Origin of the sequence: Nocardia jejuensis NBRC 103114 (genome assembly GCF_001613145.1) — a bacterium.
Lineage (GTDB): Bacteria > Actinomycetota > Actinomycetes > Mycobacteriales > Mycobacteriaceae > Nocardia > Nocardia jejuensis.
This window is the reverse complement of the sequence record NZ_BDBU01000018.1, coordinates 109320-126949: the sequence shown is the minus strand read 5'-3', so window position 1 is coordinate 126949 and position 17630 is coordinate 109320. Positions and strand designations below refer to the sequence as shown.

At 68.0% G+C, this 17630-nt stretch carries 15 protein-coding genes; 5 read left to right on the top strand and 10 right to left on the bottom strand.

The features are described from left to right. Positions 1-361 precede the first annotated feature (361 nt). On the top strand, positions 362-5827 hold the full coding sequence (locus NJ1_RS14225) for an ATP-binding protein (RefSeq protein WP_067693260.1): 5466 nt from the start codon (positions 362-364) through the stop codon (positions 5825-5827). A 379-nt stretch (positions 5828-6206) separates the two neighbouring features. Here the strand turns inward: NJ1_RS14225 and NJ1_RS14220 are convergent, their stop codons facing one another. Then, positions 6207-7391 carry a class I SAM-dependent methyltransferase gene (locus NJ1_RS14220; protein ID WP_067693258.1) on the bottom strand — a complete coding sequence of 395 codons (1185 nt, stop codon included), beginning with the start codon at positions 7389-7391 and terminating at the stop codon, positions 6207-6209. Positions 7392-7818: 427 nt separating this feature from the next. Here NJ1_RS14220 and NJ1_RS14215 point away from each other — a divergent pair, with 427 nt between their 5' ends. Further along, a complete protein-coding gene (locus NJ1_RS14215; RefSeq protein WP_067693255.1) occupies positions 7819-8526 on the top strand; it encodes a DUF1345 domain-containing protein in 708 nt (235 codons plus the stop codon). Between the two features lie 12 nt (positions 8527-8538). On the opposite strand, the gene NJ1_RS14210 is transcribed toward NJ1_RS14215, so the two are convergent. The 8 genes from NJ1_RS14210 to NJ1_RS14175 form a co-directional block, all read right to left on the bottom strand. Then, positions 8539-9198: a hypothetical protein gene (locus NJ1_RS14210; protein ID WP_067693252.1), complete on the bottom strand. Its 660-nt coding sequence runs from the start codon at positions 9196-9198 to the stop codon at positions 8539-8541. A 149-nt stretch (positions 9199-9347) separates the two neighbouring features. Further along, the gene (locus NJ1_RS14205) at positions 9348-9596 is read right to left on the bottom strand and encodes a hypothetical protein (protein ID WP_157573957.1); all 249 of its coding nucleotides are present in this window, start codon (positions 9594-9596) and stop codon (positions 9348-9350) included. A gap of 146 nt (positions 9597-9742) precedes the next feature. Continuing rightward, the gene (locus NJ1_RS14200; RefSeq protein ID WP_174557080.1) at positions 9743-10810 is read right to left on the bottom strand and encodes a ferrochelatase; all 1068 of its coding nucleotides are present in this window, start codon (positions 10808-10810) and stop codon (positions 9743-9745) included. Between the two features lie 22 nt (positions 10811-10832). Then, complete coding sequence (gene inhA / locus NJ1_RS14195) at positions 10833-11669, bottom strand: NADH-dependent enoyl-ACP reductase InhA (protein WP_067693243.1); 837 nt, start codon at positions 11667-11669, stop codon at positions 10833-10835. A 60-nt stretch (positions 11670-11729) separates the two neighbouring features. Then, positions 11730-12449 carry a 3-oxoacyl-ACP reductase FabG1 gene (gene fabG1, locus NJ1_RS14190; RefSeq protein WP_067693240.1) on the bottom strand — a complete coding sequence of 240 codons (720 nt, stop codon included), beginning with the start codon at positions 12447-12449 and terminating at the stop codon, positions 11730-11732. A 49-nt stretch (positions 12450-12498) separates the two neighbouring features. Further along, the gene (locus NJ1_RS14185) at positions 12499-13503 is read right to left on the bottom strand and encodes a VWA domain-containing protein (protein ID WP_067693238.1); all 1005 of its coding nucleotides are present in this window, start codon (positions 13501-13503) and stop codon (positions 12499-12501) included. Next, positions 13500-14468, bottom strand: coding sequence for a DUF58 domain-containing protein (locus NJ1_RS14180; RefSeq protein WP_067693235.1), 969 nt, complete (start codon positions 14466-14468; stop codon positions 13500-13502). The genes NJ1_RS14185 and NJ1_RS14180 overlap by 4 nt, the downstream gene beginning before the upstream one ends. A 32-nt stretch (positions 14469-14500) precedes the next feature. After that, positions 14501-15733 carry an AAA family ATPase gene (locus tag NJ1_RS14175; protein ID WP_067693232.1) on the bottom strand — a complete coding sequence of 411 codons (1233 nt, stop codon included), beginning with the start codon at positions 15731-15733 and terminating at the stop codon, positions 14501-14503. Positions 15734-16232: 499 nt separating this feature from the next. Between NJ1_RS14175 and NJ1_RS14170 the strand changes: the two genes are divergently transcribed. Continuing rightward, on the top strand, positions 16233-16712 hold the full coding sequence (locus NJ1_RS14170) for an NUDIX hydrolase (RefSeq protein ID WP_169813137.1): 480 nt from the start codon (positions 16233-16235) through the stop codon (positions 16710-16712). A gap of 62 nt (positions 16713-16774) precedes the next feature. Continuing rightward, complete coding sequence (locus tag NJ1_RS14165) at positions 16775-17143, top strand: hypothetical protein (protein ID WP_067693229.1); 369 nt, start codon at positions 16775-16777, stop codon at positions 17141-17143. On the opposite strand, the gene NJ1_RS14160 is transcribed toward NJ1_RS14165, so the two are convergent. Further along, positions 17140-17385, bottom strand: a complete 246-nt coding sequence (locus NJ1_RS14160) for a hypothetical protein (protein ID WP_157573956.1) — start codon at positions 17383-17385, stop codon at positions 17140-17142. The two genes, NJ1_RS14165 and NJ1_RS14160, sit on opposite strands and share 4 nt — an antisense overlap. A gap of 107 nt (positions 17386-17492) precedes the next feature. Between NJ1_RS14160 and NJ1_RS40825 the strand changes: the two genes are divergently transcribed. Then, complete coding sequence (locus NJ1_RS40825) at positions 17493-17615, top strand: DUF8730 family Cys-rich protein (protein WP_281202123.1); 123 nt, start codon at positions 17493-17495, stop codon at positions 17613-17615. Positions 17616-17630 lie beyond the last annotated feature (15 nt).

Below are 17630 nucleotides of genomic sequence, written 5' to 3'. Positions count from 1 at the left end.
CACTGCGGCGTGAGCATCCGGGAGAAGCTCGAACATCCCCGCCGAATCGGACACGGCTCGCCGTGACGAGCCTGGAGTACAAGAGAAACCTTGCGGGTCAATGTATCCGGCAAGCGCCGGGCAACGACAGAGGCCCCCGCCGCGTTCGGACTACCTTCCTCGACGCACCGTCGGACCACGAGCAGCCGAACGAACGGGGAATTCTCGCACCATTGTCAACCCACACGTGAGGTATTTCCCACGATACGTGCCAGTAACCCCGGAACGCTGTGTACCCGCGCGCGATAGAGGTGCAGACTACGCGCAACGCGTTGTCACAACCCTGCCCTACCGGGCCCAGTGCAGTGGAAGGAGCCGGCGAGTGTTGAGCCGCATCGCCATCGTGAACCGGGGTGAGGCCGCCATGCGCCTCATCCACGCAGCCCGAGATCTGGCAGCGGAAACCGGTCGCACGATTGAAACCGTCGCCCTCTATACCGATGTCGATCGGAACGCGACGTTCGTGCGCGAGGCCGATATCGCCTACGACCTCGGTGCGGCGTCCGCACGTCCGTATCTGGATCTCAAACTTCTCGAAAAAGCCCTGCTCGAGACCGAGGCCGACTCCGCCTGGGTCGGTTGGGGATTCGTCGCGGAGGATCCGGCGTTCGCCGAACTCTGCGCGCAGATCGGCGTCACCTTCATCGGCCCGAGCCCGGATGCCATGCGCAAGCTGGGTGACAAGATCGGCGCGAAGCTGATCGCCGAAGAGGTCGGCGTCCCGGTCGCGCCCTGGAGCCGCGGCGGCGTCGAGACCGTGGAGGAGGCCATCGAGTCGGCCGCCTCGATCGGCTACCCCCTGATGCTCAAGGCGACCGCCGGCGGCGGCGGACGCGGCATTCGCATGGTCAGCAACGAGGCCGACCTCGTCGATGCCTACGAGCGCACCCGCCAGGAAGCCGCCCGCGCCTTCGGCAGTGGCGTGGTCTTCCTCGAGCGCCTGGTCACGGGCGCGCGCCACGTCGAGGTCCAGGTGATCGCGGACGGTCAGGGCACCGCGTGGGCGCTCGGCGTGCGCGACTGCTCGGTGCAGCGCCGCAATCAGAAGGTCATCGAGGAATCCGCGTCGCCGGTGCTGTCCGCCGAGCAGTCCGCGGATCTCAAGGCCTCGGCCGAGCGGCTCGCGATCGCGGTCGATTACCGCGGCGCGGCCACCGTGGAATTCCTCTACCACCCGGGTGACAAGCAGTTCGCCTTCCTCGAGGTGAACACCCGCCTGCAGGTCGAGCATCCGATCACCGAGTCCACCACCGGTTTCGACCTGGTTCGCGCGCAGCTGCACGTGGCCGAGGGCGGCCGGCTCGAGGGCACGCCCCCGGTCGAGCGCGGCCACGCCATCGAGGCCCGCCTCAACGCCGAGGATCCGGACCGCGACTTCGCACCCGCCCCGGGTCGCATCGCGCGCCTGGATCTGCCCGCGGGCCCGGGCATTCGCGTCGACACCGGCGTCAGCGAGGGTGACACCATCCCCGCCGACTTCGACTCCATGATCGCCAAGATCATCGCCTACGGCCGCAATCGTGAAGAGGCCCTCGGCCGTTTGCGTCGCGCCATGACCGAGACCCGCGTGGTGATCGAGGGTGGCGCGACCAACAAGAGCTTCGTGCTCGACCTGCTGATCCAGCCCGAGGTGCTCGACGCCAGCGCCGACACCGGCTGGATCGACCGCGTGCGCGGCGAGGGCCGGCTGGTCTCGCACAAGCACTCCACCATCGCGCTGGCCGCCGCCGCCATCGACGCGTACGAGGAAGAGGAGAGCGTCGAACGACACCGGCTGCTCTCCACCGCCGCCGGTGGCCGCCCGCAGGTGCAGCACGAGAGCGGCCGCCCGCGCGATCTGAAACTGCGCGGCGTCGGCTACCGCGTGCGCGTGGCCCGCATCGGCGCGCACCGCTTCCGCGTCGGGGTCGAGGCGGGCGGCGATATCCGCACCGCGGACGTCGATCTCGAGCGTTTCGACCGGCATGCCGGTCAGATCGTCGTCAACGGCGCGCGCTACCGCCTGATCACCGGCACCCACGGCGCCATGCACGTGGTCGACGTCGACGGCGTCACGCACCGCATCAGCCGTGACGAGGGTGGCGTCGTGCGCTCCCCCGCGCCCGCGCTGGTCGTGGCGACCCCGCTGCAGGTCGGCGACGAGGTCGAGGCCGGCGCACCGGTGCTCGTGCTCGAGAGCATGAAGATGGAAACCGTTCTGCGCGCACCGTTCCGGGCTCGTCTGAAGGAATGCGGCGTCTCGGTCGGCACCCAGGTCGAGACCGGCGCACCGCTGATGCGCCTGGAACCGATCGTCGAGGACGGCGCGGACACCGAGGACGCGGCGGCCGGAGCGGTCGAGCTGGACCTGGCCGACGAGGTCGCGCCCGTGCAGGCGCACATTCGCATCGCGCGCGGCCAGCAGGATCTGCGCAGCCTGCTGCTCGGCTTCGACGTCGACCCGCACGACGACCGCCGCGTGGTCGAGGACTACCTCGCCATCCGCCGCGACGCCGTCGCCGACAACCGCCGCCCGCTCGCGGAGGAACTCAGCCTGCTCGAGGTCTTCGCCGATCTCGCCGAGCTGAGCCATAACCGCTCGTGGGAGGAGGACGGCGGTCAGAGCCACGTCCACAGTGCCCGCGAGTACTTCCACACCTACCTGCAGAGCCTGGATGTGGAGCGGGCCGGTCTGCCGGCGGCGTACCAGGCCAAGCTCACCAAGGCGCTCGGGCATTACGGCGTCACCGATCTGGAGCGCACCCCGGAGCTCGAAGCCGCGGTGTTCCGGATCTTCCTCGCACAGCAGCGCCCGGCGGACACCGTCACGATCATCACGACCCTGCTGCGTGAGTGGCTGCGCGAGCCGGTGCCCGAGCGCGCGCTGCGCGAGCCGGTCGGCCTGACGCTCGAGCGTCTGGTGGCCGCGACGCAGGTGCGATTCCCCGCGGTCGCCGACCTGACCCGCGGCGTGGTGTACGCCTGGTACGGCCTGCCGCTGCTGCGGCGCAACCGCGCTCGCGTCTACACCAACGTCCGCAAGCAGCTGCGCCACCTCGACGCCAACCCGCAGGCGCCCGATCGCGTCGAGCGCATCTCGGACATGGTGCGCAGCACCGAGCCGCTGGTGCGTCTGCTCGGTCAGCGCCTCGAGCGCGGCAGCGCGGACAACACCGCCATGCTCGAGGTCCTGACCCGCCGCTACTACGGCAACAAGGACCTGTCCGATGTCCACACCCAGGATGTCGGCGGCTGCACCTTCGTGATCGCGGAACGCCGTGGGGTGAGCCTGGTTTCGGCCGCGGTGCGCTTCGACGCACTCGATGCCATGGTGCGCGGCCTGGCCGGACTGGCCAAGGGCGGAGCCTCCATCGAGGCCGATATCTACCTCAGCTGGGAAGAGCAGCCCGAGGACTTCGACGCGATGGCCCTGACCCTGCAGGAGGCGCTCAGCGCGTATCCGCTGCCCACCCAGGTGCACCGGATCACCGCGACGGTCGCGGGCAGCGGCGGCGCGGTCATGCACCACCACTTCACCTTCCGGCCCTCCACCACCGGGATGGCCGAGGAACGCCTGATCCGCGGTCTGCACCCGTACATCGCGCAGCGCATGCAGATGACGCGCCTGCGCAAGTTCGATCTCACCCGCCTGTCCTCCTCGGACGACGAGGAGATCTACCTGTTCCGCTGTGTGGCCAAGGAGAACCCCTCCGACGAGCGGCTCATCGCGTTCGCTCAGGTGCGCGACCTGGCGTCGCTGCGTGAGCACGACGGCCGGCTGCTCGCGCTGCCGACGGCGGAGACCACGATCGCGACCTGCCTGGACTCGATCCGCCGGGCGCAGTCGCTGCGGCCCTCGGCCAAGCGATTCCACACCAACCGCATCGTCATGTACGTGTGGCCGCCGGTGGACATCACCCGCGCCGAACTGCAGACGATCGTGGATCGGGTGGCGGCCACGACCGCCGGGGCGGGGCTGGAGGAGATCCTGCTCATCGCACGGCATCGTGATCCCAAGTCCGGTGAGCTGAAGAAGGTCGCCGTGCGCGTGGCCTTCGACGCCACCGGCGGCACCTCGGTGACCATCGACGAGCGTTCCGACGATGCCGTCGAGCCGCTCGACGAGTACCGCCAGAAGGTGCTGCGCGCCAGTGCCCGCAACACCGTGTACCCCTACGAATTGACCGGTCTGCTCGGCGATTTCACCGAATACGACCTCGACGTCGACCACGTGCTGGTGCCGGTGAATCGGCCCAAGGGCCACAACTCGGCCGCCATCGTGGCCGGTGTGGTCACCACCGCGACACCGCAGCATCCGGACGGCGTGACCCGCGTTCTGCTGCTGGGTGATCCGACCAAATCCCTCGGCGCGCTCTCGGAGCCGGAGTGCCGCCGGGTGATCGCGGCGCTGGATCTCGCGCAGCAGATGCAGGTGCCGCTGGAGTGGTACGCGTTGTCCTCGGGCGCGCGCATCTCGATGAAGTCCGGCACCGAGAACATGGACTGGGTCGCGGCCGCGCTCAAGCGGATCGTCGAGTTCACCCAGGACGGCGGCGAGATCAATATCGTCGTCGCGGGCATCAATGTCGGTGCGCAGCCGTACTGGAACGCCGAAGCCACCATGCTCATGCACACCAAGGGCGTGCTGGTGATGACCCCGGATTCGGCGATGGTGCTGACCGGCAAGCAGTCGCTCGACTTCTCCGGTGGTGTCTCGGCCGAGGACAACTTCGGCATCGGCGGCCACGACCGGATCATGGGGCCCAACGGTCAGGCGCAGTACTGGGCGCCGAACCTGCACGCCGCGCGCAACGTGCTGATGTCGCACTACGACCACACCTATGTGGCCCCGGGTGAGCAGTCACCGCGTCGCTCGCACACCGCCGATCCCGTCGATCGCGACGTGTCGAGCTTCCCGCACGATCTGGCGGACAGCGACTTCCGCACCGTCGGGGAGATCTTCTCCGCGACGGCCAACCCGGATCGCAAGAAGCCCTTCGACATTCGCAGTGTCATGCGCGCGCTGTCCGACCAGGACCATCCGGTGCTGGAGCGCTGGGCGGGCATGGCGGACGCCGAGACCGCCGTCGTGCAGGACGCGCGACTGGGCGGAATCCCGGTGTGCCTGCTGGGCATCGAGTCCCGGAGCGTGCCGCGCCGCGGCTTCCCCTCCACCGACGGACCCGACACCTACACGGCGGGAACGCTTTTCCCCCGCTCGTCGAAGAAGGCCGCGCGGGCCATCAACGCGGCCAGCGGAAACCGCCCCCTGGTGGTGCTGGCCAACCTGTCGGGCTTCGACGGCTCTCCGGAGTCGATGCGCAAGCTGCAGCTCGAATACGGCGCCGAAATCGGGCGTGCCATCGTGAACTTCCAGGGCCCCATCGTGTTCTGCGTGATCTCGCGCTACCACGGCGGTGCGTTCGTGGTGTTCTCCAAGGCGCTCAACCCGAACATGACAGTGCTGGCACTGGAGGGCTCGTTCGCCTCCGTGCTGGGTGGCGCCCCCGCCGCGGCGGTGGTGTTCTCCAACGACGTCAACACCCGCACGGCCGCCGATCAGCGCGTGCGCGACCTCGAGGCCCGCGCGTCCAACGCGACCGGCGCGGACCGTGTCGCGATACTCGCCGAGCTGGACGAGGTGCGCTCCTCGGTGCGTGCGGAGAAGCTCGGTGAGGTGGCCGCGGAGTTCGACCGCGTGCACAACATCCAGCGTGCGGTGGAGGTCGGGTCGGTGGACGCGATCATCAGCGCGGCGGAGATGCGGCCGCGCATCATCAGCGCGATCGAGGCGGGTCTGCCCGGGTAATCCCCCGGCACGCCGCTCGTAGACTCGGCCGGTCGGGTCCCGATATCGGGACCCGACCGGCCGAGTCGCGTTCGGGGGTTCGGTTGCCGCCCTCCAGGTTTCAGGCCGTGCGGGACGCCTCGTGGGCTCAGGCCGTCCGGGGCGCGTCGCGTTCGGGCCGGGCGGCACGCGTCAGGGTTCAGGCCGGGCGGCACGCGTCAGGATTCAGGCCGGACGGCACGCGTCAGGATTCAGGCCGGGCGGGACGCGTCGTCGTTCGGCCGTTCAGGATGCCTCGAGGGTCGGATCACCCGAATGGCCCCGAAGCGCGGACCGTGCGGGACGCCTCGGAACTCGACTGTCCGGAACCCCTCGGTGTTCGAGGATGGTCGCAGACGCGTCAGGAGGCGTCCTTCGGCGCCAGTCGCCACAGCGAGGTGATCTCGCGACCACGTGCGGCGTGCAGGCCGTCGGTGGTGTCGCGGGCGCGCGGATGCCTCGGCGCGGTGTCGTATTTGTCGACGACTCGCAGTCCGGCCGCTGAAATCCGCTCCAGGAGTTCACCGCTCGCGCGGAGCTCCAGATGCTCGGCGAGGTCCGACAGGATCAGCCAGCCTTCGCCGCCCGGCGTGAGATGCGCGGTCAGGCCGTCGAGGAAGCGGTGCAGCATGTCCGAGTTCGGGTCGTAGACACCGGCTTCCAGCGCCGAGGTCGGATCCGCGGGCAACCAGGGCGGATTGCACACGATGAGATCCGCCGTGCCCTCCGGATACAGATCGGCCCGCACGACCCGCACCGACTCCCCCAGCCCCAGCCGGGCGATATTCGCCCGTGCGCACTCCACCGCGCGCGGATTGATATCGGTGGCGACCACCTGCCCGACGCCGCGCCGCGCCAGGACCGCCGCGAGCACCCCCGTCCCGGTGCCGAGGTCGAACGCGACTCGCGGGGTGGTGCCGGGCAGCGGCGCATCGGCCGCGAGGTCGACGTACTCACCGCGCACCGGGGAGAACACCCCGTAGGAGGCGTGAATCCGCGCTCCGAGGGCAGGGACCTCGACCCCCTTCTCGTGCCACTGCTGCGCGCTGAGCACGCCCTGCAGCTCGGTCAGCGCGATCACCCTCGCCCCGTCGGGCTCCCCGTAGGCTTCCACGCACGCCTGCCGGATGTCCGGCGCGCGACGCAGGGCGAGCGAATAGTCCGACTCCACCTCCACCAGGAGCATCCCGAGCATCCGGGCACGCGCGGAGCGCGCCGCCCGATAGTCCGAAAAGCTCTCCGCGCCGGTGTTCTTCCGCTCGGTGTTCTTCCGCTCCGTGTTCTTCCGCTCCGTGTTCTTCCGCTCGGTGTTCTTCCGCTCGGTGTCGCGCTGCACCCGCCGATCCAGCGCACGCAGCAGCTGCCGCGCGTTGTGGTAATCGCCGCGCCACAGCATCCCGGTGCCCGCTCGCGCCAGCCGATGGGCGGCATTCGCTGTCAGCTCGTCATCGACGACGACGATCCGCGACGGCGCGCCGGTCCCGTTCTCCGAATGCCAACGAGCGGAACATGTCTCGTCATTCTCGGTCCAGTGAACCGTGGACATGAACTACTCCTGCGGGTCGAAGGTGTGCGGTGGCGGCGGGACGCGGTGGCGGCGGCACTTCGACATGGAGTGCGGCGACGACGGCCCGCGACCAGATCGACGGCATCGCGATGCCCCGCGCCTGAACACGAGAGCGATGATCCCCGAGACCGTGCCCACGTGCACATCGTTCGTCACGAGCACTCCATGCTCGCACGCCCCCACCCGCTCGCCGGCACCCGGCACCCTGGACAGGGCGGCGACCAGGCGTGCGACCGGGAAGCAAACTGCACGGGCAGTTCTACTCGAGCCTTGTCGCCCGTAGTGGACACGGTCTCCGGGGACGGGCCGAGCGACCGATCACGGACCGCTCCGGACCTGCGTTCCCGAGCCCGTCCCGGCGGTGTTGGTCGCGGACGCGAGCGGCCGATCGGGGCATACTGCTGGCGTGAGCAGCCCCGACAGCACCCCCGCGAACGCGGCGAACGACGACGATCAGGTTCCCGCGTGGGCGCGCCGGACCACGGGCGAATCACGGCTGCTCGCGACGATCGCGGTGGCGGGCATCATCGCCCTGCAGTTCATCCTGCCGAACCAGTTCACCCCGAATCCGGCGTGGCTGATTCCCGCGCTCGGCGCGGTGCTGCTGGGGGTGCTCGTGATCGGAAGCCCGTGGCGGCTGGACCGCGAGGAGGTGTGGCTGCGGCGATGCAGCCTCACCCTCGCGGTCCTGCTGGCCTTCGCGATGTTCTGGTCCGTCTACCACTTGATCTTCGCCCTGGTCGACGGATCGATCAGCAACGATCCGCGCGAGCTCCTGACCTCCGGGGTGGAGGTGTGGCTCACCAATGTGCTGGTGTTCGCGCTGGGCTACTGGGAGATGGATCGCGGCGGGCCCGCGGCACGGGCGCACGCGCGCGAGCCGTACCCGGATTTCCTTTTCGTGCAGATGCAGAATCCCGAACTGACCGACCCGGAATGGGAACCGGGCTTCGTCGACTACTTCTACATGTCCTTCACCAACGCCACCGCCTTCAGCCCCACCGACGTGATGCCGATGTCACGGTGGGCCAAGCTGGCGATGATGGCTCAGTCCGGGATCTCGCTGATCACGGTGAGCCTGGTCATCGCCCGCGCGGTGAACGTGCTCAAGTGACGACCGGGGCCCTCAGAGCGCCGGCGCCTTCATACCGCTGACCTTCCAGGACCCGTCCGACTGCTCCTCCAGGGTCAGCAGCATGGTCACGGTGGTGACGATCGGCAGGTTGGGGTCCGGGGTGTCGATATTGGTCAGCGACTGCTTCACGATCGCCACCGTCTGCGCCTTCTTGCCGTCCAAAGAGGTCAGGCCGCAATTGTTTTCGAGCGAGTGCATCCGCATCTGCCAGAAATTGATGCCGTCGCGCATCGCCCCGGAGTTGTTGGCGAAGTCCTGCTTGAAGCTCCCCGTGGACGCGTCGAGCACCTTGTTCACGTAGGTGTCGAGGTCGTTCACGTCATAGGTGCTGAACTGCACGGAGAACTCCGACGCCGCGCGCAGGGCCGCCGCGCGCCGCTTGTCGGTCGCGGTCGCATCCGAAACCTGCTGGCGCAGTTCGGTGATGGTGGCGCCGCGATCGTCCGCGGTCTGCTCCGCGTCGGAGGCCTGGATGTAGAAGGTGGCCGCGGCGGCCACACCGAGCACCGCGACGGCGCCGGCCGCGGACGCGGCCGCGACGAGCGGGTTGACCGAGCGCTTCCGGGGACCGGGAAACGGCGGCGGCTGTGGAAACGGTTGCGGCTGAAGATCTAGCTGCGGTGACTTGGCGCCTTCGGCGAGCCTGGACAAGGTGGGGCTTCCCCTCTCGAAGATTGTGCCCCGCGATGGTATCCGCACCGCCGCCGAAGCGGTACGCCGAATGTTCACAGGATGGAATCTCGGCGCCCGGAGCACAGCTCCGGACGCCCGATTCCCGCACCGGCGAACGAGGGGTTCGCTCAGCGATTGAACCAGCAGTCGACGAGCACGAGCAGCACGCCGACGGCGATCAGGACTCCGGCCACCAGCGTGGAGGCGGCGATGGTGGCACAGATCCAGGCCGCCTCCACGATTCCGACGATCGGAATCCAGACGAACCAATCCGGTGGCCCGAGTAGGCGCTTGGACCCTGTTGCCCCACCATTGCGCGAACCCCCGGAACCCGCGGCCGGCGCTCGCCGGGCCGGACCTCTATTCTCACTGTTCACCGGCGAGAGAATACCCACGGTGAACTTCACGCGAGAACCCAGGGCAGGCAACGATGTTCGCACCCGCCGTCACGAGATCCGTTTCGGCACAACAGTCCCAAAACATCCGCCGAGAAGAGTTCGAGGCGAGGAGCGGAACCGAAGTCTCAGCGCGCCGGACGACGGCCCGCCGGGGGCATCGCACAGCAGCCCGGCACGCACTCCACACCGTTCGCGGTGCAACCCAGACGCGGGAAGTCGCTGAGCGCCAACGGCTTTGCACCGGCGACGAGTTCACTCACGAGATCGGCGACCATCCGGGCGAAACGCGGGTCGGGGCCGGGAGTGGCCGCCCGCGCGAAGGCGATGCCGAGTTCGGCGGCACGTTCGCGGGCCTCGTTGTCCAGGTCCCAGATCACCTCGAGGTGGTCCGAGACGAATCCGACCGGGCACACCACGACCGCGTCCACGCCCTGCTCGGCGAGCGTGTCGAGGTGATCGACGATGTCGGGGTCCAGCCACGGCACCTGCGGCGGCCCGGACCGGGACTGCCACACCAGATCGTGCTCGGCGAAACCGGTTGCCGCGGCACACAAACGGGCCGCCTCGGCGACCTGACGGCTGTACAGCCCGGGTTCGTCCGGCGGCCCGGAGGCGGTATCGGCGACGACCGGAATGGAGTGCGCGGTGAAGACCAGCCGGGCGCGCTCACGCCGGTCCCCGGGTAGCTCGTGCACGGCCGCGCGAATCGCGTCGGCGAAGGAGTCGATCAGCAGCGGATGATCGAAGTACTGGCGCAGCTTGATCAGATCGGGGGCATCGGTGACGGCGGCACGCGCCCGCACGATGTCCTCGTGGTACTGCTTGCATCCGGAGTAACCGCCCCAGGCCGAGGTGGGAAACACCACGGCGGAACGGATGCCGTCCGCGTGCATCCGCTCGACGGTCGCCTCGATCATCGGATGCCAGTTGCGATTGCCGAAGTACACCGGCAGATCGATTCCGCGCGAAGCGAATTCGGCCTCGATCGCCTTGATGATGTCGAGATTGAGGGCATTGATCGGCGAGACCCCGCCGAAGTGCAGATAGTGTTCCGCGACTTCGGCGAGGCGCTCGGGCGGCACGCCCCGGCCCCGAGTGACGTTCTCCAGGAACGGCATCACGTCTTCGGGGCGCTCGGGGCCGCCGAAGGACAGCAGCAGCAGCGCATCCACCTCGAGTGCAGTGGACTCCACCGCCACGGCCTCCTTCACTGAATCAGTTGGTGAAACCGTCGGCGGGGAACCACGTGTTGTGGCTGGCGCCACCGTCCACGTAGATGATCGAACCGGTGGTGCCGGGCAGCCAATCGGACAGCATGGCCACGATGGACTTGGCGACCACCGTCGGGTCGTCGACGTCCCAGCCGATCGGGGATGCGCCGTCCCAGTACGTGTTCAGCATGGTGAGCTGCTTGGCGTCATCGGTGGCGGTGCCCGCGATGGCCTTGGCCGCCAGGGTCTTGATGGGACCGGCGGCGATCAGGTTGGAGCGAATCCGCTTGGCCTCGCCCACCTCCCGCGCCACGTAGCGGTTCACGGACTCGAGCGCGGCTTTGGCCACACCCATCCAGTTGTAGTACGGCATCGCGGTGCGCGGATCGAAGTCCATGCCCACGATGGAGCCGCCCTCGTTCATGACCGGGAGCACGGCACGCGCGAGCGAGGCGTACGACCAGGCCGAGATCTCGAACGCCTTGGCGGCATCGGGACCCGGACCGTCCAGGAACGGCTTGGCTTCCGGACCCATCAGGGTGCGGGGTGCGAACGCGATGGAGTGCAGCACGCCGTCGACGCCCTCGGGGGCCAGCTCGCGGACCTTGTCCGCCAGCTCCGCCAGGTTCTCCTCGTTGGTGACATCGAGGCCGATGGCGGGGGGAACCTCCTGCGGCAGCCGCTTGGCGATCCGGTCGATCAGCCGCAGCCGCTCCGGAATACCGGTGATGATCACCTTGGCGCCCTGCTCCTGCGCGACAGCGGCCGCGTGGAAAGCGATGGACGAGTCGGTGATGATGCCGGTGATGAGTACGGTCTTGCCTTCGAGCAATCCACCCATGGGTTGGTCGGTTCTCCTCGTTGAAAAGTGCTGAATGGCCAGGGAGTTGGAACGCAGAGACTAGTGGCCCATGCCCATGCCGCCGTCGACGGGAATGACTGCGCCCGAGATGTAGGAGGCGTCGTCGGAGGCGAGGAAGCTGATCGCCGCGGCGACGTCCTCGGCCTGGCCGATACGACCCGCCGGAATGAATTCGAGTGCGGCCTTGCGCATCTCCGGGGTCATGTCCTCGCGGGTCATGTCCGTGTCGATCAGGCCCGGCGCCACCACGTTCGCGGTGATGTTGCGCTTGCCGACCTCACGGGTGATGGCACGTGCCATACCGACCAGACCGGCCTTGGCCGCCGCGTAGTTGACCTGTCCGGGCGCGCCGATCTGCCCGACCACCGAGCCCAGGAAGATGACCCGGCCCCAGCGGCCCTTGAGCATATTGCGGTTGGCGCGCTGGGCAACTCGCCACGCACCGGTCAGGTTCGCGTCGATGACCTTCGTGAAGGAGTCCTCGCTCATCCGCATGAACAGCGTGTTGTCCACGATGCCCGCGTTGGCCACGACGACCTCGACCGGACCCTGATGCGCCTCGACCTCGCTGAACGCCCGATCGACCGCGGCCGAATCGGTGACATCGCACTTCACGCCGAAGAGACCCTCCGGCACACCGGAACCGCGATGGGTGACGGCGACCTTGTGTCCGTCGGCGAGCAGGCGCTGAGCAACCGCGAGGCCGATCCCGCGGTTACCTCCGGTCACCAGTACCGACCGGGATGTGATGTTCGACATAGAAGCAAACCTATCTGTTCGAGTTCGGGCCTCGGCGCGCGGTACCGAATTACGGCAGACGCTGACGATAGAGCAACGCGGTAACAACGCCGGTGGCGGTCACCAACAGACCCAGCAGCAGCCACGGCCGGCTGGCATCGCCCATCGTCATCTCGTACCCGATTTGCTGTTCCAGCGTGTCGTAGACGGCGTTCAACTCTTCGAGACTGGAGGCGGTATAGAAGTCGCCGCCGGAGAGTTTGGCGATCTCGCGCAGCGAATCGTCGTCCACCGGCACCCGCACTCGTTGCGAACCCGTTCCGTCCTGGTCCGGGATCTCCACGGTGCCCCAGGTGGTTCCGAACGAAATGGTCGACACCGGAACGCCTTTCTCCTTCGCCAGACGCGCGGCGGTGAAGCCGTGGCGAGGATTGTCGACATCCTTGTCGTCCGGCACGGTCTGCTTGCCGTCGGACATGAGCACGATGCGCGCCGGCGGCGGTTTCTCCGCGCCACCCAGCACCGAGGCGAGCGTGTCGATCGACTGCAGCGCCGTCAGGATGCCCTCACCGGTCGCGGTGCGCTCGGCGAGTTTCATATTGTCGATCGCCGCCTTGACGGCTTCGCGATTCGTGGTCGGCGACATCTGCACCGACGCGGTACCGGCGAAGGTCACCAGGCCGAGGTTGATACCGGGGGTGAGACCGTCCGCGAATTCCTTGGCGGCCTTCTTGGCCACCTGAATTCGCGTCGGCGGCACATCGGTCGCCTCCATGGACAGCGATACGTCGATCACCAGGATCACCGTGGCGCGGTTGCGGGGAATCTTCTTGGCCGCGGTCGGACCGGCCGCCGCGACGGTCAGCAGAATCAGGCCGACCAGCATGAGCGCGATCGGAACGTGCCGGAACGCGCCGGGCCGACTCGGCGCGACCTTTTCCAGCATCTCCATATTCGAGAAACGCAGGACGTGTTTCTGCCGCCGGCGCTGCACGAGCACATAGATCAGCGCGATGAGCGCGACCACGAACAGGAACCCCAGCCAATACTGGGAGGTGAAATGCGAAATGCTCACTGGCGCGGCACCCGCCCGGCATTGGAGGCGCCGAAGGTGTGGCGCCGAGTGGATACGAATTTGACCACATCGGTGATCCAGTCCCGGTCGGTACTCAACTCCATCACCGGCGCACCGCAACTGCGCATCGCCAGCTCGACCTGTTCCCGGTGGCGCCGAGACGCTTTCGCGTAGTCCGCGCGCAGGGTGGGGGTCACGCTGAATTCGCGGGTACGACCGGTTTCCGGATCGTGCAGCACCACGTCCCCGATATCGGGCAGCGCCGTATCCAGGGGGTCGAGCACCTCGACCGCCAGCAGATCGTGCCGGCCGGAAATGGCGCGCAGACTGCGCTGCCAATCGATATCGCCGAGGAAGTCCGAGATCACCACGGCCAGACCACGTTTGCGCTGTGGCCGCCGCAGTGACTCGATGGCGCCGCTCAGATCCCCGCGCACGCCGTCACGGGCGTGCGGGGTGGTGGCGATCTTGCGCAGCATGGTCTGCGCGTGCACCCGGCCGCTGCGGGCCGGAATACGGATCAGCTGTTCGCCATTGGCGACCACCGCGCCGATCCGATTACCGCCACCGCTGGTCAGATGGGTGACCGCGGCCGCGGCGGCGACCACCAGATCACGCTTCTGGCAGGCGGCGGTACCGAAGTCCAGGCTGGCGGACAGGTCCACCACCAACCAGGTCTCGAGTTCCCGGTCCGCGATCGACATCCGCACGTGCGGATGGGTCGTGCGCGCGGTCACCGACCAATCCATCTGGCGCACATCGTCGCCCGGCTGGTACATGCGGGCGTCACCGGCATCGGAACCCGGTCCGGGAATCAGACCGAGATGATCACCGTGCAGCACACCGTCCAGGCGGCGGCGCACGGTGAGTTCGAGCGTCTTGAGCGCCGCCGACAACCGTGGGTCGGTCAGGTCGCCCGACTCGAAGGAGGGCGGGGCATGTGGAGTACCGCTGGGAGTTGACATCGTCACGGGCGCAACCGAATCCGAGGCCCGCCTCACTTCTGCTGCGGCTGGCCGGGCACTCCGGACATCTGACCGTTGGGCGGCTGCGGAATACCCTGCTGCGCATGCGGCGGCTGCGGGATGCCCTGCGGCGCGGGATGCTGCTGACCGCCGTGCGGACCCATGGCCGGGTTGGCGGGCGCGGGCATCGGGGCGGCCTGCGGCGCCGCGGCACCGGGAGCGACGGCTTGCGGGGCCACCTGCGGCAGACCGACGGTCTGCAGCACACGACGGATCACGTCGTCGGGAGTCACCTCGTCCGCCAGCGCGTCGTAGGACAGCACCAGGCGGTGACGCAGCACGTCCGGCACCACCTCGACGACGTCCTGCGGGACCACGTAGTCGCGGCCGCGGATCAGCGCCACCGCGCGGGCCGCGGCGATGATGCCGAGGCTGGCACGCGGGGAAGCGCCGTAGGAGATCCACCCGGCCACGTCGTTCATGCCGAACTCGGCCGGATTACGGGTCGCGGCGATCACGCGGACCACGTAGTCCACCAGCGCGTGGTGCACGAAGTTGTTGGCGGCCACCTGCTGCAGGCGCACCACCTCGACGGGATCCAGGATCGCCTTGGGCTCCGGCGGGGTGACGCCCATCCGGTAGATGATCTCGCGCTCTTCCTCGACCGAGGGGTAGTCCACGACGACCTTGAACAGGAAGCGGTCGCGCTGCGCCTCGGGCAGCGGGTAGACGCCTTCGCTCTCGATCGGGTTCTGAGTCGCCATGACCAGGAACGGATTCGGCATCGGGTAGGTCTTGCCGCCGATGGAGACGTGGCGCTCGGCCATCACCTCGAGCAGCGCCGACTGCACCTTGGCCGGGGCGCGGTTGATCTCGTCCGCGAGAACGAAGTTCGCGACCACGGGACCGAGTTCGGTGTCGAACTCCTCGCGGCCCTGCCGGTAGATACGGGTACCGACGAGGTCGGTCGGCACCAGGTCGGGGGTGAACTGGACGCGGGAGAAGCTGCCGCCCACCACTTTCGCGAAGGTCTCCACCGCAAGCGTCTTGGCGATGCCCGGCACACCCTCGAGCAGGACGTGGCCCCGCGCGAGAACGCCGACGAGCAGTCGCTCGACCAGCCGATCCTGGCCGACGATCACCCGTTTGACTTCGTAGATCGCCTTTTCCAGGGTCTGGACATCGCGCTCGAGGGTGCTCGTTGCCGGAGCCGGCTCCTTCACCGTCTTTACCCCGCTCACACCATCAGTCGAAGTCACCAACATCCCCGCTTTCGCCTTGGTCTCTGTGCGTGCGGCACCAACTATTCCAGGTATCCGCCACGATTGCCGCACCCGGTAAGGAACAGATGTCCAAGTCTTACCTCACCTACCTGAGGATTCGCCGCCCGACATCGCGCAGCCGTGCCCTAATTGTGCTGTTCCGACGGCCGTGACTTGACCGAGGTGCATACTTCTCCGCAGGTCAGAGTCGCCGGTCGTAGAATTGCCGGCGGGAACGCTGTGATCGCGAACGGGGAGGGAGTGCGTCGGTGGCGACCGCCCGGACGCCGGGCGAGCCGAATGCGAGCGATTCGCCACGACAGGACTGCAACGAGTTCCACGCGGCTGCGCGCGGGCCGATCGCGAAAGTTTCCGGCCTACTCGCCGGTACAGTGGAGATGCACCGATTCTTGTGAATCTCCCTGCCACCCAGTGTTTCTCAGTCGGTAGCGTTGACAGCATCGGACGAGGGAGTCCGAAGGTACGGGATGTGTGGTGTGACGTGAGGGAATACGAAATTTCACCGAGTCTCTCGATCGGTGAATCGGTACTGGCCGAATTGGAACAGCGTGCCGCGGACGACGGTGTCGCGCTGCGAATCGGGGTCGTACTGGAACACAATGGCGCGGTGCTGCTACTGGCACGCGACGAATGGGCGGGAGCACGCGGCCCACTCGCCCTACCCGGCACCACGGTGCGTCTCGGCGAGCCGCTGGCCGTGGCCGTGGCGCGTGCGGTCCGGGAGGAAACCGGGCTCACCGTGATCGACGTGCTGCGACACCTGGGCGGTTTCGATTATCTGTCCAATGCCGGAAAGCCGGTCCGGCGCGAACATTTCGCGGTCCGGGTCGCCGGCGTCGGCCCGATCCACCTGACCAACTACTCGACCTATCGCTGGGTCCCGCTCGACTCGGATCTGACGGTCACCTCCTCGATTCGTCAGATCATCGCCACCTACAGCGAGGGCGAACAGGCACACTGACGGCAGGCACACTGACGGCGACGGCGGACCGGTTCGGCGCAGGGCTCTGACAGACTGTCGGCATGCCCGACGCCGAACCGACCCCGTGGAACAAGCGCACGCGGCAGCAGCCGACCGACCAGGACCGCAAGGCCCTGCAGTCGAGTCTGCTCGACCGCGCCCGAGACGTCCGACGGCACGGCTGGAGCGAGTATCGCCAGGTCTGGACGAACGGTGAGCTGGCCGGGATCGCGTACCTGCTGCAGGACGCCGCCTTCCTGGAGGAACTCGAGGAACCGGAAGGTTCGGTGCTGACCCGGTACGCGGGCGAACTCTTCGGATTTCACGGTGCGCGCAAGGACATCCAGGCCGGACTCGTCGAGACTCAGGCGTGGTTCGCCGCGGCGCGCAAGGCGTTGGGGCCGGACAAGCCCGCTCACCCCGAGGACTAGCCGAGCGTATCCCGGCGTCCGCCGCCGAGCGGGCACAGCTCCGCGTGCACGGCGCTGTAATGCCGCCTGCGCGATTCGCGCCGAGCCACCGAAGCCTGCCTGTCGTAGAACTCCGCGATCTCACGTTGGCGGAAATCGATGTCCGTTCCCCCACGCAGCAGTACCAGGGCGAGCAGCACGACGCCCGCGAGTACCATCATCAGCAGCATGTCCGGGTCACCCCCGGAAAATTGACGTGACACACCATCACCGACTCCTTTGTCGAGACGTTCAGTACACCGATCGTTCTAGTACTCGGAGCGTATTACATCGATCGGTGTACTTCAATCACCAGGAAAGGGACTACCCCATGTGCCAACCCGCACCCTGCACCATCTGCGCGAAGACCACCTGGGCCGGCTGCGGCGAACACATCGAGGACGTGCGCGCCATCGTGCCCGCCGACCAGTGGTGCGCCGGGCACGACGACTGAGCACGTCCGCCTACC